The sequence below is a fragment of the Stenotrophomonas sp. SMYL86 genome, from assembly GCF_036320025.1.
GTDB classification, from domain to species: Bacteria; Pseudomonadota; Gammaproteobacteria; order Xanthomonadales; family Xanthomonadaceae; genus Stenotrophomonas; species Stenotrophomonas maltophilia_A.
Window position 1 is genome coordinate 85350 of the sequence record NZ_JAWIRU010000017.1, and the last position, 22113, is coordinate 107462.

15 protein-coding genes are annotated in these 22113 nt (G+C 68.1%); 6 read left to right on the forward strand and 9 right to left on the reverse strand.

Going from position 1 to position 22113, the window contains the following annotated elements; genetic code table 11:
- Positions 1-16: 16 nt before the first annotated feature.
- Positions 17-784, reverse strand: coding sequence for a CPBP family glutamic-type intramembrane protease (locus V3B64_RS17050; RefSeq protein WP_121504677.1), 768 nt, complete (start codon positions 782-784; stop codon positions 17-19).
- A 149-nt stretch (positions 785-933) separates the two neighbouring features.
- Between V3B64_RS17050 and V3B64_RS17055 the strand changes: the two genes are divergently transcribed.
- Positions 934-1248: a zf-TFIIB domain-containing protein gene (locus tag V3B64_RS17055; RefSeq protein WP_032128518.1), complete on the forward strand. Its 315-nt coding sequence runs from the start codon at positions 934-936 to the stop codon at positions 1246-1248.
- A 123-nt stretch (positions 1249-1371) separates the two neighbouring features.
- Here the strand turns inward: V3B64_RS17055 and V3B64_RS17060 are convergent, their stop codons facing one another.
- The 6 genes from V3B64_RS17060 to V3B64_RS17085 form a co-directional block, all read right to left on the reverse strand.
- The gene (locus V3B64_RS17060; protein ID WP_032128517.1) at positions 1372-1884 is read right to left on the reverse strand and encodes a GNAT family N-acetyltransferase; all 513 of its coding nucleotides are present in this window, start codon (positions 1882-1884) and stop codon (positions 1372-1374) included.
- An 81-nt stretch (positions 1885-1965) separates the two neighbouring features.
- Positions 1966-2991, reverse strand: coding sequence for a copper resistance protein B (locus V3B64_RS17065; protein ID WP_134951605.1), 1026 nt, complete (start codon positions 2989-2991; stop codon positions 1966-1968).
- Positions 2988-4799, reverse strand: a complete 1812-nt coding sequence (locus V3B64_RS17070) for a copper resistance system multicopper oxidase (protein ID WP_329914568.1) — start codon at positions 4797-4799, stop codon at positions 2988-2990. Before V3B64_RS17070 ends, V3B64_RS17065 begins: the two co-directional genes overlap by 4 nt.
- A gap of 75 nt (positions 4800-4874) precedes the next feature.
- Positions 4875-5258, reverse strand: a complete 384-nt coding sequence (locus V3B64_RS17075; protein WP_329914569.1) for a CopL family metal-binding regulatory protein — start codon at positions 5256-5258, stop codon at positions 4875-4877.
- A gap of 85 nt (positions 5259-5343) precedes the next feature.
- A complete protein-coding gene (gene recQ / locus V3B64_RS17080) occupies positions 5344-7149 on the reverse strand; it encodes a DNA helicase RecQ (RefSeq protein ID WP_132810652.1) in 1806 nt (601 codons plus the stop codon).
- A gap of 424 nt (positions 7150-7573) precedes the next feature.
- Positions 7574-8122 (reverse strand): Dps family protein, encoded by a 549-nt coding sequence (locus V3B64_RS17085; RefSeq protein ID WP_006439098.1) that lies wholly within the window; start codon positions 8120-8122, stop codon positions 7574-7576.
- A gap of 86 nt (positions 8123-8208) precedes the next feature.
- On the opposite strand from V3B64_RS17085, the gene hrpA reads away from it, so the two are divergent.
- Positions 8209-12291, forward strand: a complete 4083-nt coding sequence (gene hrpA / locus V3B64_RS17090; RefSeq protein WP_329914570.1) for an ATP-dependent RNA helicase HrpA — start codon at positions 8209-8211, stop codon at positions 12289-12291.
- Positions 12292-12344: 53 nt separating this feature from the next.
- Here the strand turns inward: hrpA and V3B64_RS17095 are convergent, their stop codons facing one another.
- Entirely contained in the window at positions 12345-12881 is a 537-nt protein-coding gene (locus tag V3B64_RS17095) for a hypothetical protein (protein WP_032130197.1), read from the reverse strand.
- Between the two features lie 130 nt (positions 12882-13011).
- Here V3B64_RS17095 and V3B64_RS17100 point away from each other — a divergent pair, with 130 nt between their 5' ends.
- Positions 13012-15168, forward strand: a complete 2157-nt coding sequence (locus V3B64_RS17100) for a bifunctional (p)ppGpp synthetase/guanosine-3',5'-bis(diphosphate) 3'-pyrophosphohydrolase (RefSeq protein ID WP_032130198.1) — start codon at positions 13012-13014, stop codon at positions 15166-15168.
- A gap of 30 nt (positions 15169-15198) precedes the next feature.
- Positions 15199-16764, forward strand: a complete 1566-nt coding sequence (locus V3B64_RS17105) for a hypothetical protein (RefSeq protein ID WP_329914571.1) — start codon at positions 15199-15201, stop codon at positions 16762-16764.
- On the opposite strand, the gene V3B64_RS17110 is transcribed toward V3B64_RS17105, so the two are convergent.
- Entirely contained in the window at positions 16761-18860 is a 2100-nt protein-coding gene (locus V3B64_RS17110) for a glycosyltransferase (RefSeq protein ID WP_032130200.1), read from the reverse strand. The genes V3B64_RS17105 and V3B64_RS17110 overlap by 4 nt on opposite strands.
- A 96-nt stretch (positions 18861-18956) precedes the next feature.
- On the opposite strand from V3B64_RS17110, the gene mrcB reads away from it, so the two are divergent.
- Entirely contained in the window at positions 18957-21395 is a 2439-nt protein-coding gene (gene mrcB / locus V3B64_RS17115; protein WP_032130201.1) for a penicillin-binding protein 1B, read from the forward strand.
- On the forward strand, positions 21392-21931 hold the full coding sequence (locus V3B64_RS17120) for a hypothetical protein (RefSeq protein WP_329914572.1): 540 nt from the start codon (positions 21392-21394) through the stop codon (positions 21929-21931). Before mrcB ends, V3B64_RS17120 begins: the two co-directional genes overlap by 4 nt.
- Positions 21932-22113 lie beyond the last annotated feature (182 nt).

Here is a 22113-nt window from a genome sequence, read left to right on the forward strand (position 1 = left end):
GCAAGCTAAGTGGGCGTTACAGCTGTCCGCGCCGTTGGCGGTGCACGTACCAGGCCAGGATTGCGACCGCGAGCAGGGCGGTGCCGATGCGCAGGCTGGTGGCCTGCCAGCCGAGCGCGACGGCGTCATCAAGGCTGAACACATTCCAGGCCAGGTTCATCGAAACGTGCAGGACCAGGCCGCACCACAGGGTGTCACCGTCGAGGTGGTCGAGCCAGGCGAAGATGAAGCCGCCGAGGGCGATCACCGCGCCGACGAACAGCGCGATGCCGCCACCGTCGAACCCACCGAAGCCCAGCCAGTGCACCATGCCGAACAGCAGCGCCTGCGGCAGCGCGAGCAGCGGCCACGGACCACGCACGATCTTCACCAGCAGCACGAAGCCCAGGCCGCGGAACAGCACTTCCTCGGCCAGTGGGAACAGCACGGCCAGCATCGTGGCGTCCAGCGCGGTCAGCGCGGTGTTCGAGGTGCCGAGCATCGCCAGGCCCAGCCAGCACGGCAGGCTGGCCAGCAACACCCACATCGGGCCGCCCCAACCATTCCCGCGCAGCCCGAGGTTGCCCAGCAGGCCCATGCCACGGGGCCGCAGCAGCGTGGCCAGCAGTAGTGCCACCAGCACCGCCAGCGCGTTGTCCAGCAGGCTGCCGCCGTAGGGTATGGGCAGGGCGGGAATCGGAGTCCCTGCGGCCGCAGCGATATCGCGCAGATTCAGGCCCAGGCCAACGCCCAGCAGGACCAGCAGCAGGCGCGCGGCGGTGGGCAGGCGGGACAACGCGGTCATGTACGCACTCCCTGCGGAACAGGGGCCCAGTGTGTGCGACTGCCGCCGCATCGGCACGCGTCGGAAGTCCCTGTGCCATCGGTCATGCGTTGCCGCACAGTCATCACCGCACAGGTACAGTCGATGCAGGACCGACAGGAGCAATGCCGATGCTGTGCCCCGTGTGCAAGACCCAGACCCTGCAGATGGCCGAACGCCATGGCATCGAGATCGACTATTGCCCCGGCTGCCGGGGCGTGTGGCTGGATCGTGGTGAACTGGACAAGATCATCGAGCGTGCCGGTGCCGGTGCCGGTGCGGCCGTGCCGCCGCCCGCGCCTGTGCAGCAGCATCCGGCATCCTCTCCGCCGCCGGTGATGCACCGTGATACCCGCCACTTGGGCCAGCGTTACGAGGACAATCGGGGCCACGGATACAAGAAAAAGAAGAAGGACAGCTTCCTGTCGGAGCTGTTCGACTTCTAGGCGCTTCGCGCTTTGTAGAGTCGAGCCATGCTCGACTGGCTGTTGCCGCCAAGAGTCGAACATGGCTCGACTCTACAGGTTAGGTGCAGTCGAGCATGGCTCGACTCTACATGGAGCGCGTGATCACGGCCGCCGCAGGATGAACTCGCGGTCGTGGGTGTCGCCGACGATGAAGTCGTACTCGCCAACCTTGCTGCAGCCGTAACGCGCATAGAAGCGCTGTGCGCCGAAATTCTCTTCCCACACGCCCACCCACAGGGTGCGGCGCTGCGGCTGGTCCAGCCAGGCCATGAACGCGTCCATCATGCGTGCACCATGGCCGCCGTTCTGGTGTGCGGCCAGGATGTAGAACCGCTTCAGTTCGATGTCGCCGTCGCGTGCATCCGTGTGCGGCAGGGTGTTGGCACCGGCGGCCAGATAGCCGACCACGGCGTCACCGTCCATCAACAGCCAGATGGCACTGCGTGGGTCAGACAGTTCGATGCGCTGCGGCTCGCTGCTGTAGTGCGCCTGCAGGAAATCGTGCAGCTCCTGCGGCGGATAGGAATCGCCCCAGGTTTCGTTGTAGGTGGCAATCGCGATGGCCGACAGCGCGTCGACGTCGGCAAGGGTGGCGCGGCGGATCTGCAACGACATGGCGGTGCCTGCATTGGAACGTGGCGCAGTGTAGCCGGCCCCGGCGGCTGCCGGGGCTGGCCATTGCTCACGAACTGCTGCTCAGAACCACATGCGCACGCCGGCCACCCAGCGTGTGTCGCGTGCGTGGTCACCGGCGTAGTCGGCGGTGTCACCAAACGTGCGTTCGTGGCTGATGCCGATGTAGGGCGCGAAGCGGCGGCTGAACTCATAGCGCAGTCGCAGCCCGGCTTCGACCTTGTTCAGGCCACGGCCGATGCCGTACTCCTTTTCGTCCTTGGCCGCGACGGTGGCTTCCAGCAGCGGCTGCAGGATCAGGCGGTTGGTCAGCAGCACGTCGTACTCGACTTCGGCCTTGGCCAGCACCTGGCCGCCGGAGCCCATGTACAGCGTGGCCGAGCTCTCGAACTTGTACGGCGCCAGGCCCTGGATGCCGACCGCCGCCCACGTGCGCGAGTCAGCCGGGCGGAAGTCCTGGCGCACGCCGACCAGCACGTCCCACCACGGCGACACGCTGCGGCCATACAGTGCTTCCAGTGACGACGATTCGGTGCGGCCACGGCTGCGTTCGCCATCGGTGCGCAACCACAGGCGGTTGATGTTGCCGCCGATCCAGCCAGTGGCCTCCCAGGCCTGGCCATTGCTGCTCTTTCCATCCCAATGTTCCAGACGGTCGATCAGCAGCAGGCTGTTGATCTCTGGCGCATGCTCCATCGCACCGTGTGCGATGGGCGGGAAGGCCGCGGCGCGGTCGGCATCGGTCGGCACCGGGATGGGTTCGCGCGGCTCGGTCGGTGCAGGCGATCCGTGGTCCATCGCGGCGTGGTCCATCGTGGAATGGTCCATCGTCGCCGGCTGCCTCGCGCCATGGTCCATCTTCGAGTGATCCATGGCTGAGTGGTCCATCGCACCCGAATCCATCTTCGAATGATCCATCTTCGAATGATCCATCTTCGAATGATCGACCGGTTCGACCGGTGCCTTCACGGTCTTCGCGGGCGGATCCATCGCGGCCATGTCGTGACCAGCGTGCGACTGCGCGAACACGGGCAATGCAGCGGCCAGGCCCAGGGCCAGCAGGCTGGGGGAAAGCAGTGAGCGGCTCATTCTTCGATCCTCACTTCGCGCATCATGCCCGCTTCCATGTGGTACAGCAGATGGCAGTGGTAGGCCCAGCGGCCGAGTGCATCGGCGCGCACGCGATAGCTGCGGCGGGTGCCCGGCGGCATGTCGATGGTGTGCTTGCGCAGCTGGAACTCGCCCTGTGCGTTTTCCAGATCGCTCCACACGCCGTGCAGATGGATCGGGTGCTGCATCATGGTGTCGTTGACCAGCACGATGCGCATGCGCTCGCCGTAGTTCAGCCGCAGTGGTTCGGCGCTGGCGAATGGGATGCCATCGAACGACCAGGAGAACTTCTCCATGTGTCCGGTCAGGTGCAGCTCGATCTCGCGGTTCGGCTCGCGGCCATCCGGGTCTTCGAACAGGCTGCGCATCGCGCCGTAGGTCAGCACTTGGCGGCCGTTGTCGCGCAGGCCGATGCCGGGGTCGTCCAGCTTCGGTTCGGAGGCCGAGCTCTGCATGTCCACCAGCGGGTTGTTGCGTTCGCTGGCGGGGTGCTTCGGTGCCTTGCTGGCGGCATCGCCGCCGCCGTGCGCGCCGTGGCCCATGCTGGCGCCGCAGCCACCTTCCATGCTTTTCATCGCGGCCATGTCGTGACCGCCGTGGCCACCACTGCCCATGTCGTGACCCATGTCGCTCATCGTCAGCAACGGACGTGGGTCGCGCGCGGGAATCGGTGCCTGCAGGCCATGGCGAACCGCCAGCGTGCCGGCGGCGTAGCCGGTGCGGCCCATGTCCTGGCAGAAGATGGTGAAGGCGTCCTGGCCGCTCGGTTCGACGATCACATCGTAGGTTTCGGCCGGGGCGATGCGGAACTCATCGATGCTCACCGGGTGGATGTACTGGCCGTCGGCAGCGACCACGGTCATCTTCAGGCCAGGAATGCGTACGTCGAAGTAGGTCATCGACCCGCCATTGATGAAGCGCAGCAGCACCTTCTCGCCGCTGCGGAACAGCCCGGTCCAGTTGCCGGCCGGGGCGGTGCCGTTCATCAGGTAGGTATAGGTGTGCGCGTTGATGTCGGAGATATCGGTGGGCGTCATCCGCATCCGGCCCCACATGCCACGGTCGGACAGCGCCGCCGACCAGCCGTCGCGTTTCGCGTCGCGCAGGAAGTCGGGCAGGGTGCGCTTGTAGTAGTTGTCGTGCTCGGCCAGCTTCTTCATGCGGCGGAACAGCGCGCCCGGGTCCATGTCGGTCCAGTCCGACAGCATGATCACGTGCTCGCGGTCGTGGTGGTACGGCGCCGGTTCGGCCGGGTCGATGATCAGCGCGCCGTACAGACCAGCCTGCTCCTGGAACATGGAGTGGCTGTGGTACCAGTAGGTGCCCGACTGCTTCAGCTCGAAGTGGTAGTGGTAGGTCTCACCAGGGCCGATGCCGTTGAAGCTCAGGCCGGGCACGCCGTCCATGTTGGCGGGCAGCAGGATGCCGTGCCAGTGGATCGAGGTCGGGTGGCGTTCCAGCGTGTTGCGCACGAACAGGTCGACGGTCTGGCCTTCGCGCCAGCGCAGGATCGGTGCCGGCAGCGAGCCGTTGACGGTGATCGCCGGGCGGGTGCGGCCGGTGAAATTGGCGAGCGATTCGCCGATGGCCAGTTCAACGCGGGTATCGCTGAGCACGGCAGGGGCGCCGGCCAGGCGGGGGGCGGCGCTGGCAGCAGCAAGCGCGCGCTGCGGCACGCCGACAGCGGCGATGCCGGCAACCACGCCACCTGCGGCGAGGCCCTGTACGAACAGGCGGCGCGACGGCATGGGCACAGCGCCCGGGCCGGGGGGAATGCGGGTATTCATGGTGGTGACTCCAGACACGTAAAGACGCCGGCAGGCGGCCGGCTGCGGTGCGCAGGGCGCACGATGCGTGTGGAATCAGCCGATGGGAGGACGCGAAATCGGCGGCAGCGGCGGCGCCGGACGGCCAGTGGCCGGCATCGGCTGCGGGGCCAGCGATAACGTCGGACCGGCCATGAACGGCAACGGCTGCACCACCAGCAGCGGGTGCTGGGCGCAGCTGCGCACGCAGTCCTTGATCTGGCAGTGGGCGTCGTGGGGCGGGGCCTTGGCCTGTGGGGCCGGGTCGGCCTGCATGCCGGCGTGGTGGTGGCAGTCGGCGGTGCCGCCATCAACGGCAGCGGCTGCGGCGTGGGCCATCCGGCCCATTTCCTCGTGACCGCTGGCCATGGCCGCGTTCAGCCCGTTGAGCAACAGGCTGAGCATGAGCACGACACGGAGCAGGGTCGAGGCCAGGGACATGGCGCTAATCTAGCTGCAACTGGCTGCGGATGCACTTCCGGCTGAATGGCCGGTTCAAGGTTGGACCAGCACCAATGTAGAGCCGCTACCCTTCTTCGCGCACGATCTCGACCAGGCGCGGGCCGTAGCGGCTCAGCTTGGTGCCGCCGATGCCGCCGACCCGGGCCAGTTCGTCCAGGCTGGTCGGGCGCTGTTCGGCGATGTTGCGCAGAGTGCTGTCGTGGAAGATCACGAAGGCCGGCACGTTCTGTTCGCGGGCCAGTTCGGCACGCAGGCCGCGCAGCGCGTTGAACAGCGCCAGATCCTGCGGCAGCACCGACAGGCCGGTGCGCTGCGCGCTGCGCTCGCGCCCGCTGGTGCTGCTGGCCGGGTCGCGGCGCATGCTGATCTGGCGGCGGCCGGTCAGCACGTCGCGGCTTGCATCGGTCAGGCGCAGGCCACCGTGGCCCTCGCTGTCCACTTCCAGCAGGCTGGCGGCGACCAGCTGGCGGAACACGCTGCGCCAGGTGCGCGCGTCGAGGTCGCGGCCGATCGCGTAGGTGCTGAGCTTGTCGTGGCCCTGCTGCTTGACCTTTTCGTTCTCGCTGCCGCGCAGGACATCGATCAGGTGACCGACGCCGAAGCGCTGGCCGCTGCGATAGACACAGCTCAGCGCCTTCTGCGCCGGAATGGTCGCGTCCCACGAGGCCGGCGGCGTCAGGCAGTTGTCGCAGTTGCCGCAGGGCTGGGGATAGGTCTCGCCGAAACCGGCCAGCAGCACCTGGCGGCGGCACTGCATGGATTCGCAGTAGCCCAACAGGTGGTCCAGCTTGGACCGCTCCAGCTGCTTGCGCTCTTCGCCGGCTTCGGACTGCTCGATCATCTGCTTGAGCAGCACCACGTCACCCAGGCCGTAGCACAGCCAGGCCTCGGCGGCCTCGCCATCGCGGCCGGCGCGACCGGTTTCCTGGTAGTAGCCTTCCATCGACTTGGGCAGGTCGGTATGCGCGACGAAGCGCACGTCCGGCTTGTCGATGCCCATTCCGAAGGCGATGGTGGCGCACATCACGATGCCATCCTCGCGCAGGAAGCGGCGCTGGTTGCTGGCGCGTACTTCCGGTGGCAGGCCGGCATGGTAGGGCAGGGCGTTGAAGCCCTGGCCGCAGAGGAATTCGGCGGTCTCTTCGACCTTGCGCCGCGACATGCAGTAGACGATGCCGGCCTCGCCGCGGTGGCCGCGCAGGAAATCGGTCAGCTGCTTGCGGGCGTTGTCCTTCTGCACCACGGTATAGCGGATGTTGGGGCGGTCGAAGGAGCTGACGAAGTGGCGTGCTTCCTGCAGATCGAGGCGCTCGGCGATCTCGCGCTGGGTCGGCGGATCGGCGGTGGCGGTGAGCGCGATCCGCGGGATCTGTGGCCAACGCTCGTGCAGCACGGTCAGCTGGCGGTATTCGGGGCGGAAATCATGGCCCCACTGCGACACGCAGTGTGCTTCGTCGATGGCGAACAGGGCGATGCGGCTGCGCGACAGCAGCGACAGGAAGCGGCCGGTCAGCAGGCGCTCGGGGGCGACATAGAGCATGTCCAGCTCGCCCGCGAGCAGTTCGCGCTCGACGCGGCCGGCGGTCTCGGCGTCCAGGGTGGAATTCAGGTACTCGGCACGCACGCCGAGCTGGCGCAGGGCTTCGACCTGGTCCTGCATCAGCGCGATCAGCGGCGAGATGACGATGCCACAACCGTCACGCAGCAGGGCCGGCACCTGGTAGCAGAGCGACTTGCCGCCGCCGGTGGGCATCAGCACCAAGGCATCATGACCGGCAGCCACATGCTCCACGATGTCCTGCTGGGGACCACGGAAATCGTCGTAACCAAAGACGCGTTGAAGCAGGTCGTGCGCGGGACGGGAAGCCATCAGGCTAGTTTACCCCGGCGGGGGTGTCTCGGCAGGGCTGCGCCCTGCACCTGCTACAAGCCAGAGCAACCTCAAAGGCAACAGCCGTCTCTGGGGTGATCCGTGGGTTGGCGGGGCGGTGTCGGATTGCGGGGACGCCGCAAGTACGTCCGTGTAGGCTTGGCAGCCGCATCCATGCGGCTGACACCCCGCAATCCGACACCGCCCCGCCTTCGACAGGTTCACGCGGCTGTTGGTAGGTGTCGACCTTGGTCGACACATCTGTCAGATATCGAATGAATTCATCCGCGTCGACCAAGGTCGACACCTACCAGAGCGGACCCCACCCCGCCAACCCACGGACAGCCAGCGTCTGCTCTGGCTCTGGCCCTGGCTTCAAGGCCTCTGCGGGTGCAGGGCGCAGCCCTGCCGGGCCCCCAAACTCTTACTGGAGGAGCGAGCGCAGCATCCAGGCGTACTTCTCGTGGGTCTGCAGGCGCTGGGTCATCAGATCCTCGGTCGGGGCGTCGTCACCCTTGGCCGCCACGTCCAGCACTTCACGTGCCGTACGGCAGACCGCTTCGTTGGCGACCACCAACTGGCGTACCATTTCACGCCAGTCCGCACTGTCGGTCAGGCCCGGTTCCTCGGCGATCGAGGTCAGCGCAGCGAATTCCCGGTAGGAGCCCGGGGCATTGAAGCCCAGCGCGCGGATGCGCTCGGCCACGTCGTCCAGTGCCGCCCACTGCTCGGTGTACTGCGTCTCGAACATGGTGTGCAGCGAGTTGAACATCGACCCGGTCACATTCCAGTGGAAGTTGTGCGTCTTCAGGTAGAGCGTGAACGCATCGGCCTGGAAGCGCGACAGACCGTCGGCAATCTTCTTGCGGTCGCCCTGGGTGATCCCGATATCGATGTTCGGCGCCGACGGTGCCGCCGCTGCAAGCTTCTGCTTGCCGGTCTTGGCCTTGGTCGTGCTCTTGGTCTTCGCCATGGGGTTCCTCCTTGTGGAATCGTTGGCCTTCACAATAAACCGGTCGTGATGACTGGTCGCTTTCAAAGTTTTGAACGAACCGATTGATGAACTCTATCGATAAAAATCCATCGCCCCGCCTGCGCCAACAGCGCGCCGCCATCGACGGCGCCATGAGCCGCGACCGGGGCCGTTTGCTGGGGATGCTCTCGCGTTGCCAGGCCAAGCCACAGGATGCGGCACTGGCCGCCACCTTCGAGCAGGCCTTGCAGGCGTCGGTGCAGCGCCGGATGACACGGGCGCAGCAGCAGCCGTCCATTACTCTGGACCCGCAGCTGCCGATTGCGCGTGAAGCCGACGCCATCATCGGGCTGATCCGCGACCACCAGGTCGTGGTGATCGCTGGTGAAACCGGCTCGGGCAAGACCACCCAGCTGCCGAAACTGTGCCTGGCCGCAGGCCGTGGCCAGGCCGGCATGATCGGCTGCACCCAGCCGCGACGGATTGCCGCACGTGCGGTGGCCAGCCGCGTGGCGCAGGAACTGCAGAGCGAACTGGGCCAGCTGGTCGGCTACCAGGTGCGCTTCAACGACAAGGTCAGCGAAGACAGCCGCATCAAGTTCATGACCGACGGCATCCTGCTGGCGGAAATTGCCAGTGACCGCTGGTTGTCGAACTACGACACGATCATCGTCGACGAGGCGCACGAACGCAGCCTCAACATCGACTTCCTGCTGGGCTACCTGAAGCAGCTGCTGCGCAAGCGCCCGGACCTGAAGCTGATCGTCACCTCGGCCACCATCGACACCGAACGCTTCGCCCAGCATTTCGACAATGCGCCGGTGATCAGCGTTGAAGGCCGCACCTACCCGGTGGAAGTGCGCTACCGCGCGCTGGAAGGCGAGGGCGAAGACCAGGGCGAACGTACCGTCAATGACGCCATCGTGTCGGCCATCGACGAAATCACCCGCCTGGATGCGCGCGGCGACGTGCTGATCTTCCTGCCGGGCGAGCGCGAGATCCGCGATGCGCACCAGTCGCTGGAACGGCGCAAGTACCGCAATACCGAGGTGCTGCCGCTGTACGCGCGCCTGTCCAACCAGGACCAGGACCGGGTGTTCAACCCCGGGTCGAACCGGCGCATCGTGCTGGCCACCAACGTGGCGGAAACCTCGCTGACGGTGCCGCGCATCCGCTACGTGGTCGATCCGGGCTTTGCCCGCGTCAAGCGCTACAGCCCGCGGAACAAGCTGGACCGCCTGCACATCGAGCCGATCTCGCAGGCCAGCGCCAACCAGCGCAAGGGCCGCTGCGGCCGTATCGCCGAGGGCATCTGCTACCGCCTGTATGCCGAGGCCGATTTCCAGGCGCGGCCCGAGTTCACCGATCCGGAAATCCGCCGCTCCAGCCTGGCCGGGGTGATCCTGCGCATGCTGCAGCTGGGCCTGGGCCGCATCGAGGAGTTCCCGTTCCTGGAAGCGCCGGATGAGCGCGCGGTGGCCGACGGCTGGCAGCAACTGACCGAACTGGGCGCGATCGACGCCGAGCGGCGCATGACCACCATCGGCAAGCAGATGGCACGCCTGCCGGTGGACGTGAAGCTGGCGCGCATGCTGGTGGCCGCGCAGGCTGCCGGCTGCCTGCGGCCGATGCTGGTGATCGCCTCGTTCCTGGGCATCCAGGACCCGCGCGAACGCCCACCCGAAGCGCGTGGCGCGGCCGACAGCGCGCATGCGCAGTTCGCCGATGGGCGGTCAGAGTTCGTCGGTGTACTGCGCCTGTGGGATGCCTACCGGCAGGCCCACGAAGACCTGACCCAATCGAAGCTGCGTGACTGGTGCGGCCGCCACTTCCTTGGCTTCCTGCGCATGCGCGAGTGGCGCGAGCTGCATCGACAGCTGCGCCTGCTGTGCGAGGAACTGGGCTGGAAGGAAGAGGCCAACGAGGCCTCGATGGCGCCGTTGCTGGCTGGCAGCAGTGCACCGGCTCCGGCGCGCGATGACGCCGCTGCAGTGAAGGCCACCCGTGGCCAGCTGCATCGTGCCGCGCGCCTGGCCCGCGAAGGCAAGGCCGAGGCGGCCCCGGCGCCAGTGCCCGTGCGTGCGCAGAAGGAACAGGCACCGGTGGGCGGCGGTTTCAGCGAACGCGTGCGTGCCGCTGCCTACCAGACCCTGCATCGCGCGCTGGTGGCGGGCCTGCCGACGCAGATCGGCCACCGCACCGAGAAGGGAGATTTCCAGGCGCCACGCCAGCGCCGCTTCCTGCCGTTCCCGGGTTCGGCGCTGTCCAAGCGGCCGCCGCCGTGGCTGCTGGTGGCCAACCTGCTGGATACGCAGAAGGTGTGGGGCATGACCCTGGCGGCGATCGAGCCGGACTGGGTCATCGCCGAACTGCCGCACCTGCTGCTGCGCAAGCACTTCGATCCGCACTGGTCGCGCGCGCAGGGCCAGGTGCTGGCCTCCGAGCAGATCAGCCTGTTCGGCCTGGTGCTGGCGCCGAAGAAGCCGGTGCACTACGGTCGCATCGCGCCGGGCGAAGCGCACGACATCTTCGTGCGCCAGGCACTGGTGACCGGTGAGATCAACACCCGCGCCAGCTTCGTGGCCGACAACCAGAAAGTGCTGGAGATCGCCCGCGAGGAAGAAGCCAAGCTGCGCCGTGCTGGCATCGTCGCCGACGAGGACTGGCAGGCGCGCTGGTATCTGGACCGGGTGCCGCCGCAGATCCATTCGGCGGCGGGTCTGGACACCTGGTGGAAGGGGCTGGCGCCGGAACAGCGCAAGACCCTGCACTGGTCCCTGGTCGATCTGTTGCCGGGTGAGGGCAGCGAACAGGAGCGCTATCCGAAGTACCTGCCGCTGGGCCAGGCGCGCCTGCCACTGCATTACCGCTTCGAGCCGGGAGCCGACGACGACGGCGTCACCCTGGATGTGCCGCTGCATCTGCTCAACGCGCTGGACCCGGTGCAACTGGGCTGGCTGGCGCCGGGTTTCGTCGCCGACAAGGCCTCGGCACTGATCCGCAGCCTGCCCAAGGCGATGCGCCGCAACTACGTGCCGGCACCGGACTTCGGTCGCGCGTTCTACGAGGCGTTCCCGCAGCCCAGCGCCGATGCCATCACCGGCGAGCTGGCGCGCTTCCTGTCACGTGCGACCGGCGCAACGGTGACGGCGCTCGATTTCGAGCCCGGCTCGATCGAGCCGCACCTGCACATGAACCTGCGGCTGCGCGACGAGCAGGGCAAGGTGCTGGCGACCTCGCGCGATCTGGACGCACTGCGCGCGAAATTCGGTGGTCGTGCCGGCGATGCGTTCGCTGCACGCGCTGGGCGCGAGATGGCCGCCGATGGCCTGCGCACGTTCCCGGCCACGCCGATTCCGCTGCAGGTACCCGGTGAAGCGGGCGTGCCGGCTTATCCGGCGCTGCTGGACGAGGGCGACAGCGTGGCGCTGCGCATCTTCGCCGATCGCCAGCAGGCGCTGGAGGCCCATCCGCTGGGCGTGCGCCGTCTGCTGGAGATTGCCCTGGCCGAGAAGGTGAAGCAGGCACGCAAGCAGCTGCCGGTCGGTGCCAAGACCGGCCTGTTGTATGCGGCGATCGAGTCGCAGGAGCGCCTGCGTGGTGACCTGGTCGATGCGGCGATGAACGCGGTGCTGGCCGAGGGGCTGGAAGACATCCGCGATGCGGCAGCCTTCGAGCAGCGTCGTGAGCATGCGGCCAAGGCGCTGTTCGGCGAGGCCATGTCGCGGCTGAAGCTGGCCGAAACCATCCTGGCGCTGGTGGCGGAACTGAAGCCGATGCTGGAAGCACCGTTGATGGGTTGGGCGCGCGGCAATCTGGACGACATGGAAGCGCAGCTGGTCGGGCTGATCCATCCCGGCTTCCTGCGCGACACGCCGGCCGACGCGCTGGCGCAGTACCCGCGCTATCTGAAGGCGATGATCCTGCGCACCGAGCGTGCCAAGCGTGATCCGCCACGTGACCAGGCACGCATGCTGGAACTGCATCCGTTCCTGGAAGCGCTGGAAGCGGGGGAGCAGCAGGGACTGCGCGAGCGCCCGCAATGGCAGGCGCTGCGCTGGGATCTGGAAGAGCTGCGGGTGTCACTGTTCGCGCAGGAGCTGGGTGCGCGCACCGGCATCTCGGCGAAGAAGCTGGCGCAGCGGGTGACCGCATTGCGCCAGGCGTGACGTCGTTGCTGCAGAGCCGAGCCCACGCTCGGCTCTGCAGCAACGTCACGGCGTTACTTGGTTCGGCGCACCTTCGGCTGGGTGTTCACGCCGTCGACCTTCAGGTACCACACGCCCATCACACCGGGCTTGATGCTGACGGCGGGGGACTGCTTGCGCACACCGGCCAGGGTGCTTGCATCGGTCTGCTCCCATTCCTGGCCGTTGTCCAGCACGTAGACGCGGCCCTTGCCGAAGCCGCGGAACTCGCCCTGCAGCACGCCGGTGATCGGCTCGCTGCTGCCGAAATCGAAGAAGCCGCGATTCTTCACGATCACTTCCTGACGGCCTTCCTCGCGCGCCGTTTCCCGTACGGCCGCAACCGCCTGGGTGGTGGCCGCTTCGACCTTGCCCTGCAGCCAGCGGTTCAGCGTGGCCAGTTCCTGCGCGTTGAGCTTGTCCAGGCCGGCCGCCTTGAACTCAGCCGGTGACATCTGCTGCTGCAGGTCACCCTCCACCACGCGCTGGGCCAGCGCAGGCGCCGACAGGGACAGCAACAGTGCGGCACAGGCCAGCAGCCGTAGGCGGAAACGCGGGACGATCGAGGACATGTCGGGACTCTCCTGGGTTTGCCCGCGAGTGTAGCGGCATGTCTTCATGCCGGGTGATGGTGGCCGCGGTGATTGTCCCTGAACGGCGCCGGCGCTAGTGTAGGGGCCTCTGTCTTGCCTGCTCGATGCTGTGAACCGCGCTTCCGTCCCCGGCCTGGATGCCTTGTTGAACCGCCCCTCGGCAGCCGTGCTGCCTGCTCCGCTGCGCCAGGCCCTGCGCGGGCACTGGGAAGCGCCGGACTGCGACCATCAGATGCGCGCCAGCTGGTCGGTGCTGGGCGACACCCTCGACGCACTGGCGATGCTCTCAGCCGACGAAGGCGCGGTGGTCGCGGCCCTGCTGTTCGATCTGCCCGGCCTGCGCGCCAGCCTGGAGCAACTGCCGCTGGGCAACCACAAGGCCGCGGTGATCGGCCTGCTGGATGGCCAGGATGCGGCCGATCCGGTGTGGGCGCTGCACGCCGGCCGCGAGGCCGGGCGCAACAGCGAAGGCCTGCGCCGCCTGCTGCTGGCGATCATCCGCGACCTGCGCGTGGTGCCCATCCTGCTGGCGCGGCAGCTGGCGCGCATGCGCGCGGCCGACAAGCTGGACGACGAGCAGCGCCGCGCGCTGGCGCAGCTGACCCGCGACATCCATGCGCCGTTGGCCAACCGTCTGGGCATCTGGCAGCTGAAGTGGGAGCTGGAGGACCTGGCGTTCCGCCACCTGGAACCGGAGACCTACCGGCGCATTGCGCGGGAGGTGGACGAAACCCGCATCGCCCGCGAGCGTTACGTCGAGAACGTCAAGAAGGTGCTGTCGCGCGAACTGGTCGCGCAGGGCATCAAGGCCGAGGTCAGTGGCCGCCCGAAGCACATCTACAGCATCTGGCGGAAGATGCAGAAGAAGCGGCTGGCGTTCGACCAGCTGTACGACATCCGTGCGGTGCGCGTCATGGTCGACGATGTCGCCGCCTGCTACGCCGCGCTGGGCGTGGTGCATGCACTGTGGGCGCCGGTGCCCAGCGAGTTCGACGACTACATCGCCCGGCCCAAGGCCAACGACTATCGCTCGCTGCATACCGCCGTGGTCGGCCCGGAAGGGCGCACCATCGAAGTGCAGATCCGTACCCACGAGATGCATTCGCAGGCCGAGCTGGGCGTGGCCGCGCACTGGAAGTACAAGGAAGGCGGCAAGGGCGCGGAGAAGTCCTTCGACCGCAAGATCACCTGGATGCGCCAGCTGCTGGAGCAGGCGCAGGATGGGCAGGGCAATGAACTGGCCGGGGCGCTCGATGCCGAGCTGACCGAGGACCGGGTCTATGCACTGAGCCCGAAGGACGAGGTGCTGGACCTGCCGCAGGGGGCCACGCCGCTCGATTTCGCCTACCAGGTGCACACGATGGTGGGTCACCGCTGCCGTGGTGCGAAGGTCAATGGCCGTATCGTGCCGCTGACCTACCGCCTGCGCAGCGGCGACCGCGTCGAGATCCTGACCGGCAAGGAGGCCGATCCGCGCCGCGACTGGCTGATGCCGGCCAACGGCTTCCTGGCCAGCAACCGCTCGCGCGAAAAAGTACGCAGCTGGTTCCACAAGCTGGACCGCGCGCGCAACGTGCAGGCCGGGCGCGAACTGCTCGAGCGCGAGCTGAAGCGTCTGGGCCTGCAGCATTCTGATCTGGCGGTGGCGGCGAAGAAGTTCCATGCCGACAGCGTTGACGACCTCTACATCCAGGTGGCGCTGGGTGACACCGGCCCGAACCAGGTCAGTCGTACCCTGCTGGAAGCCGAACGTGCAGCGAGCCAGCCGGCGCCCGCGCCAGCCCTGCCGCGGCCGACCGCGCGCCGCGAGAACCTGGGCAAGTCCAAGTTCACCGTGCAGGGCGTGGGCAACCTGCTGGTGCAGCTGGCGCGTTGCTGCCAGCCGGTGGCGGGCGAGCCGATCGTCGGCTACCTGACCCGTAGCCGGGGTGTCACCGTGCATCGTGCAGACTGTGCCGCGCTGGCCCGGCTGGCAGCCACCAGCCCGCAGCGCATCCTGCCGGTGGAGTGGGGCCAGGCCGGTGGCGGCTACGAAGTGGACGTGGTGGTCACTGCGGTCGACCGCCGCTGGCTGCTGAAGGACATCACCAACCTGATCGCCCAGGAAGACGCCTACGTGCTCGACATCCACAGTGACAACGTGCGCAACAGTGGCCGTGCCCACCTGCGCCTGCGCCTGAAGGTGAGCGACTACGGCCAGCTGTCGACCCTGCTGGGAAAGCTGGATGCGCTGCCCGGCGTGAGCGAGGCGCGTCGCCTCGGCTGAGCTTCACGCTGCCCCGGCTACCCTGCACGCATGGAACGCGAGCCTCCGCATCGCCCGCATGGCGCTGAACATCCTGCGCTGGACCGCGTCCGCCGCGAAGGCCGTTGGTGGTGGCTGCAGGCACGTCACGCGCGCCGGGTGTGGCGCTGGGCGCTGATCGCGGCGCTGGCGGTGTTCGTGCTGCTGGTGCTGCTGCGCAAGCCGCTGGCCGACTGGTTCTGGGATGAGCCTCAGATTGAACAGTTGCTGGCCGAAGGCGATCGCGCACTGGCGGCCGGGCGACTGAGTGCCGCCGATGGCAGTGGTGCGCGTGAGCGCTACCAGGCCGTGCTGGCGCTGGATGGTGATCGTCCGCAGGCCCGTGAGGGGCTGGCCCGTACCGGCGCCGCGGCCCTGCAGCAGGCCAGCGAAAAACTACAGGCCAACGACCTCGAAGGCAGCGCGCAGGCGCTGGCACTGGCCCGGGAACTGCAGGTGCCGCAGGGCGATGCGGATGCCGTGGCACGCCAGCTGCAGGCCCGGCGCAGCGCAGGCGCCGGCATCGGTGCACTGCTGGCGCAGGCGCGCAACGCCTTTGCAGCGGGCCGGCTGGACGACGGTGACAGCAGCGCGCTGCCCCTGTTCCAGCGCATCCTGGTACTGCAGCCGGACAATCTGCCGGCGCTGGAAGGTCGCGAGGACGCACTGAGCGATCTGCTGCAGCAGGCCCGCATCCTGGCCGGGCGCGGCGAGCTGGCCGAGGCAGCCGCGATACTGCAGCGTGCGCGCCAGTTCGATGCCGGCCACGCCGATCTGCCCGCCAGCCAGGAAGCATTGGCACAGGCCGTCGACCAGCGCCTGCGCCAGGCCCAGCGCGCCTTGCAGCGTCGGCAGCTGGAATCCGCAGCGAAGGGATTCCTCGCCGTGCTGGCAGTGGCGGTTGATGATTCCAGTGCCCAGCGCGGCCGCGAACAGACCTTGCAGGCGGTGCTGGCACGCAGCCAGAAGCAGGCCGACGATTTCCAGTTCGAAGCGGCGCAGGCCGATGCCGCACTGGCAGCGGAACTGGGTGCTTCGCCGGCGGCGCAACAGCAGCTCGCGCAACGCCTGCAACGCGCCCAACAGGCGCAGAAGGCGCTGCAGCAGCCGGCGGTCAGCAACACGCAGCGCGAGCGCCAACTGCGCGACCACCTGCGCAGGATCGAGCGCGCCGAACGTGCCGGGCAATGGATCAGCCCCCCCGGGCACAGTGCGTTCGACGCGTTGCGCGAAGCGCAGTCACTGGCGCCACGCGATGCACGGGTGAAGGCTGCCGCAGCGCGGCTGCTGCCTGCCAGTCGCCGCTGCTTCGACGACAACCTGCGGCAGAACCGCGTGCAGGCCGCAGGTGCCTGCCTGCAGGCGTGGCAGACCCTGTCGCCGACCGCGGTTGGACTTCCCTCGGCACGCCTGCGCCTGGCCCAGCGCTGGCTGGCGATCGGCAGCGAACGGCTCGGCAATGGAGACCTGGCGTTTGCCGCACACGCCGCCGAACAGGCCCGGTTGCTGCAACCGGACCTGGCCGAGCTGCCGGCGTTCGAAGACCGCCTGCGCCGCGCCGGCGGTCGCCCGGATTAGGTGAAGAACACCCGCTGCACGGTCGCGCGGGCAGCGTCGAGGGAGAAGTGCTCTGCGATGTTGGCCAGGCCGGCGTCGGACAACTGCTGCCACAGCTGCGGATCCTGGTACAGGCGGACCACCGCATCGGCGAAGCCCGCCGCATCATCTGCCACCAGCACGTCCTGGCCCGGGTGCAGGTGCATTCCTTCCACGGCGCAGGTGGTACCCACCACCGGCTGGCCATGGGCCATGCTCAGGTTGATCTTGCCTTTCACGCCGGCGCCGAAGCGCAGCGGCGCGATGGAAATGCGTGCGCCGTCCATGTAGGGCGTGATGTCCTCGACGAAACCGTGCATCTGCACGCCGGGCTGGCGTGCGGCCAATGCCAGCAGCGATTCCGGTGTGGCGGCACCGATGCAGTGCAGGTGTACCTCGGGCAGGCGGGCGCGGATGCCGGCAAAGACTTCGCCGATGAACCACTCCATGGCATCCAGGTTCGGCGGATGGCGGAAGCCGCCGACAAACACCAGATCATGGCGCTGTTCGAACGGTTTGCCGGCGCCGGCGACGTCGTGCAGGTTGGAGATCAGCTCCACCTGCACGGAAGGGGCGTCGGCCTGCAGCTGCTCGCGCTCGGCGGCACTGACCAGCACGGTGACGTCGCACTGCTCCATCACCGCCAGCTCGCTGGCGCGGGTGCGCTCGGCGGCGCGCAGCAACCCGGCATCACCGGCGACTTCGGCACCACGACGTTCGCGCAGGTAGTGCAGGTCCACGGTGTCGAACACGGTGCGGGCCTGCGGCGCATAGCGCTTCAGCAGCGGCAGGCACTCGTGGGCGACATGGTGGCGGACCAGCAGCGCCACGTGGAAACGCGCACCGTGCGTTCGCAGCCAGCTGGCGACGCCATCGAGGAACGGCGCATACCAGACTTCCACGCCCATCCGCTGCAGTGCTTCGGTGGCGGCACCGCCATGTTCGCGGCGGGTGGGAACAAACACCACATGAGCGCCGCCCTGCAGCAGCAGGCGGATCAGGTTCACCTGGCGCAGTGACGCCGAATCGCGATCCGGTTGGGGTACTTCCTCGTCCAGGATCAACACCTGGCGTCGGCCACGCAGCAGCAGCGCGGGTGACGGCACTTCGCCCACCGCCGGATGGCGGGCCAGCTCGGTGGCCCAGCGGGCGGCGAAGATGGCCTGGTTGCGCACCTGGTAGGCCTTCACACCGCTGCCGGTATCGGTGCCGTTGCTGGTGCCTTCATCGTGGATCACCCGGCTGGCTGGTTGCACCAGCACACGCAGGCCCTGGGCGCGAACGCGGAAGGCCAGGTCGGTGTCCTCGTAGTACGCCGGCTTGTAACGGGTATCGAAGCCGCCCAGCTGCTGCCAGAGGGCGCGCGGCAGCATCAGCGCCGCGCCGGAGCAGTAGTCGACGTCGCGCAGGCTGGCAAAGCGTGGGTCGTCCGCCGCCTCGAAACGGCCGTAGCTCCAGCCGCTGCCGTTGGCGAAGATCACACCCCCTGATTCCTGCAGGCGGCCATCCGGGTACAGCAGCTGGCTGCCGACCAGGCCGGCGTCGGGTGTGCTGGCGAACGTGTCCAGCAGGGCATCCAGCCAGCCCGGCTGTGGCACCGTATCGTTGTTGAGCAGCACCACATAGCGGCCGCGTGCGCGCGACACGCCATCGTTGCAGGCCTCGATGAAGCCGCCGTTGTGCTCGCGCACCTCATAGCGCAGTCCGGCGACCTGCGGCATCCACTGCACGGTGGCGTCGCTGCTGCCGTCATCCACGACCAGGATCTCGCACGCCGCCAGCGGCGGATGTGCCGCCAGGGCGCGCAGGCAGGCCAGGGTATGGCCGACGTGGTTGTAGACCGGGATGACGATACTCACTTCCGGCGTTTCGCTGAACGGCACCGTGAAGGGGGCGAAATCCTGTGCCGGCGGCAGGAACAGCGGCGTTCGCGGCGCGGGAACGGCGCGCTGGGTATGCACGCGGATGCGCTGCCAGGTCGCCCGCCACCCACGGGTACGCAGGCTGGCCAGGCTCCGGCGGGCCAGGCCCGTGAGGCGGTTGATCAGGTATCGGATCTCGGCCAGGGACATCGCCATCCGGTTGCAACTCCAGCTTAAGCAGGGGAACCCGGGAGAATTCGCCAGCCGCAGCGGCTGGGGTAGACTCGCCAGACCCTACATTCTCGCATTCCCGTGCCCCGACGCTACGATTCCGACGACATCGACGATTTCGACGACGACGACCAGCAGGACAACGGCCCGCTGTGGCGGCGCCGGCTGATCACCTGGAGCATGGCTGCGGTCGCGTTGGGATTGGGTTTCCTCATTCCCTATACGCTGTACCTGAACCAGCAGGTGACCCAGCGTTTCGGCGAGCTGCGCTGGCAGATCCCGACGCGCGTCTACGCGCGCCCGCTGGTGCTCACCCCCGGCAAGGCGATGGATGCGTCCACGCTGAAGACCGAGCTGGCCGCCTCCGCCTACCGCGATGACGGCCAGGGCAAGGAGCCGGCCACCTATGCGGTGAACGGCGGGCGCTTCGTCATCTCCAGCCGCGGCTACAACGACGTCGATGGCCGGGTTGCCCCGCGCCGGCTCGAGTTGTCACTGGCCGATGGTGCGGTCGCCTCGCTGCGCGACGCCGACAACCGCAAGGCCTTGAAGGCCGCGCGGTTGGACCCGGCCCGCATCGCCACCCTGTACGGCCAGAAGCAGGAAGAACGCCGCCTGATCCGCATGGACGAGGCGCCGGACCTGCTGGTGACCGGCCTGCAGGCGGTGGAGGACAAGGACTTCAACCGCCACCACGGCATCGACCTGTCCGGCATCGCGCGCGCGGTGTGGGTAACCATCCGCTCCGGTGGCCAGAGCCGCCAGGGCGCCTCTACGCTGACCCAGCAGCTGGCCCGCAGCGGCCTGCTCGGCATCGGCAAGGAGCAGACGGTTACCCGCAAATTCAACGAAGTGCTCTACGCGCTGATCATGGAAGCGCGCTACGACAAGCGCACCATCTTCGAGGCCTACCTCAACCAGGTGTACCTGGGCCAGCGTGGCAGCCAGGCCATCCATGGCATGTCCTCTGGCGCCGAGTTCTGGTTCGGTCGCGACCTGCAGTCGCTGGAGACCGAGCAGATCGCGCTGCTGATCGGCCTGGTCAAGGGCCCGTCCTTCTACGACCCGCGGCGCAATCCGGAACGCGCGCTGGATCGCCGCAACTTCGTGCTGGGCAAACTGCACGAAGCCACGCTGATCGATGACGCCGAGTACCAGCGTGCGTTGAAGGCCCCGCTGGGCGTGCCCAAGACGCCGGGCCTGGTTGCCGCCAACCGCTTCCCCGCCTATGTCGATCTGGTCCGCCGCCAACTGGGTCACGACTATCCGGAATCTGCCCTGCAGGGCGCCGGCCTGAGCGTGATGACCGGTATGTCGCCGTCCGCGCAGGCCTATGCCGAAGGCGCGGTGACCCGCACCATCAAGTCGCTGGAGAGCAAGCGTCGCCCCGAACTGCAGGCCGGCATGGTGCTGACCGACGTGCACAACGGTGACGTGCTGGCGGTGATCGGCAGCCGTGAAGTGTCCGAGGTCGGCTTCAACCGTGCGATCGAAGCACAGCGCCCGGTCGGCTCGTTGCTGAAGCCGTTCGTGTACCTGCTCGCGTTGGCGCAGCCGGACCGCTACTCGCTGGCCAGCTGGGTCGACGATTCACCGGTGACCGTGCAGCTCGGCCGCGGCCGCAACTGGAATCCCGGCAATGCCGACAACCGCAGCCACGGCACCGTGCGCCTGATCGACGCGCTGGCGCATTCCTACAACCAGGCCACGGTGCGCGTGGGCATGCAGGTCGGCCCCGAGCGCGTGACCCAGCTGATCCACGTGCTGGCCGGCATCAAGGCCGAGGCGAATCCGGCGGTGATTCTCGGTTCGACCGACCAGAGCCCGTACGCGATGGCCCAGCTGTACCAGTTCCTCGCGTCCGGTGGCGAAATCCAGCCGCTGCATGCGGTGCGTGGCGTGCTCGATCCGCAGGGCAAGCTGCTCAAGCGTTACGACAAGACCCCGGCACCGGCCCAGGAAGGCGACTCGATTGCCGCCAACCTGATCAGTGTCGGCCTGCAGCAGGTGGTTGCCAGCGGCACCGCGCAGCGGCTCAACGCCGATGGCCTCGGCCGCCTGCAGCCGGCCGGCAAGACCGGTACCACCAACGATGGCCGCGACAGCTGGTACGCCGGTTACACCGGCGATCATCTGGCGGTGATCTGGATCGGCAACGACCAGAACGAGCAGGCCGGCCTGTACGGTGCCACCGGCGCGATGCGGGTCTGGTCGGGCATCTTCCAGCGCCTGCCGAGTGCGCCGCTGCGGGTCAGCAACAAGGGCCTGGACTGGCAGTCGGTGGCGCCGACCGGACTCAACAGCACGGATGAAGGCTGTCCGGGCGCGCGTCGTTTCCCGTTCGTGGTGGGCTACGCGCCGGCCTATGCACCGTGTGCGCCGGCGGTGTCGCCGGACGGGCAGGGTGCCGAAGGCGAGGGCGGTGGCTGGCGTAGCTGGTTCGGCCTGGACCGCAAGCCTGAGCCGCCTGCTGAACCTGCCGCGGCGCCCGCCGCCGCCACTCCTCCCCCGAGCCGATGATGCCGATGAACATGCGATCCCTGCTGCAGCCCCTGGCCCTGACCGGCCTCAGCCTGGCCCTGGCCGCCTGCGTCAGCAGCGCACCGCCGGTGGCCAAGCCGCCGGTTGATACCACCACGCCGGCACAGCGCCTGGCTGCGGTGGATGCGGCCGCAGGTCCGGACGACAAGGAGCTGTCGGTGCAGCCTCTGCGTGATTCGCAGGTGGAAGACCTGCGGGTGACTGCACAGACGCAGCGTCAGGCCAACGACCTGGCCGGCGCCGCCAGCAGCCTGGACCACGCGCTGGAAATCGTGGCCGGTGACCCGGCGGTGTTGCAGGAGCGTGCCGAGCTGGCGCTGTTGCAGGGCCAATGGGCACAGGCTGAGACGTTCGCGCGCAAGGCGGTGGATCTGGGCTCGAAGACCGGGCCGCTGTGCCGCCGGCACTGGGCGACGATCGAGCAGTCGCGTCTGGCGCGCGACGAGAAGGAGAACGCGGTGTCCGCGCATGCGCAGATTGAAGGTTGCACGGTGCCGGGGATCAAGCGGTACTGAGTTTCCGGCCAACGGCGCAGCCCCTCGTGGCTGGGCATACTGCGTAGAGTCGAGTTTGCTCGACTGCGGGTCGGCGAGGTGGGCCGGGCGGGTGAGCTGCGCAGGGGGCGCTGCAAGTACGTCCGTGTAAGCTCGGTCGCCGCATCCATGCGGCTCACGCCCCTGCGCAGCCCACCCGCCCG

Bases quoted from the DNA above. Each gene is read 5' to 3' on its own strand.
- V3B64_RS17050 (WP_121504677.1), bottom strand. From the start codon at position 784: ATGACCGCGTTGTCCCGCCTGCCCACCGCCGCGCGCCTGCTGCTGGTC.
- V3B64_RS17055 (WP_032128518.1), top strand. From the start codon at position 934: ATGCTGTGCCCCGTGTGCAAGACCCAGACCCTGCAGATGGCCGAACGC.
- V3B64_RS17060 (WP_032128517.1), bottom strand. From the start codon at position 1,884: ATGTCGTTGCAGATCCGCCGCGCCACCCTTGCCGACGTCGACGCGCTG.
- V3B64_RS17065 (WP_134951605.1), bottom strand. From the start codon at position 2,991: ATGAGCCGCTCACTGCTTTCCCCCAGCCTGCTGGCCCTGGGCCTGGCC.
- V3B64_RS17070 (WP_329914568.1), bottom strand. From the start codon at position 4,799: ATGAATACCCGCATTCCCCCCGGCCCGGGCGCTGTGCCCATGCCGTCG.
- V3B64_RS17075 (WP_329914569.1), bottom strand. From the start codon at position 5,258: ATGTCCCTGGCCTCGACCCTGCTCCGTGTCGTGCTCATGCTCAGCCTG.
- recQ (WP_132810652.1), bottom strand. From the start codon at position 7,149: ATGGCTTCCCGTCCCGCGCACGACCTGCTTCAACGCGTCTTTGGTTAC.
- V3B64_RS17085 (WP_006439098.1), bottom strand. From the start codon at position 8,122: ATGGCGAAGACCAAGAGCACGACCAAGGCCAAGACCGGCAAGCAGAAG.
- hrpA (WP_329914570.1), top strand. From the start codon at position 8,209: ATGAACTCTATCGATAAAAATCCATCGCCCCGCCTGCGCCAACAGCGC.
- V3B64_RS17095 (WP_032130197.1), bottom strand. From the start codon at position 12,881: ATGTCCTCGATCGTCCCGCGTTTCCGCCTACGGCTGCTGGCCTGTGCC.
- V3B64_RS17105 (WP_329914571.1), top strand. From the start codon at position 15,199: ATGGAACGCGAGCCTCCGCATCGCCCGCATGGCGCTGAACATCCTGCG.
- V3B64_RS17110 (WP_032130200.1), bottom strand. From the start codon at position 18,860: ATGGCGATGTCCCTGGCCGAGATCCGATACCTGATCAACCGCCTCACG.
- V3B64_RS17120 (WP_329914572.1), top strand. From the start codon at position 21,392: ATGATGCCGATGAACATGCGATCCCTGCTGCAGCCCCTGGCCCTGACC.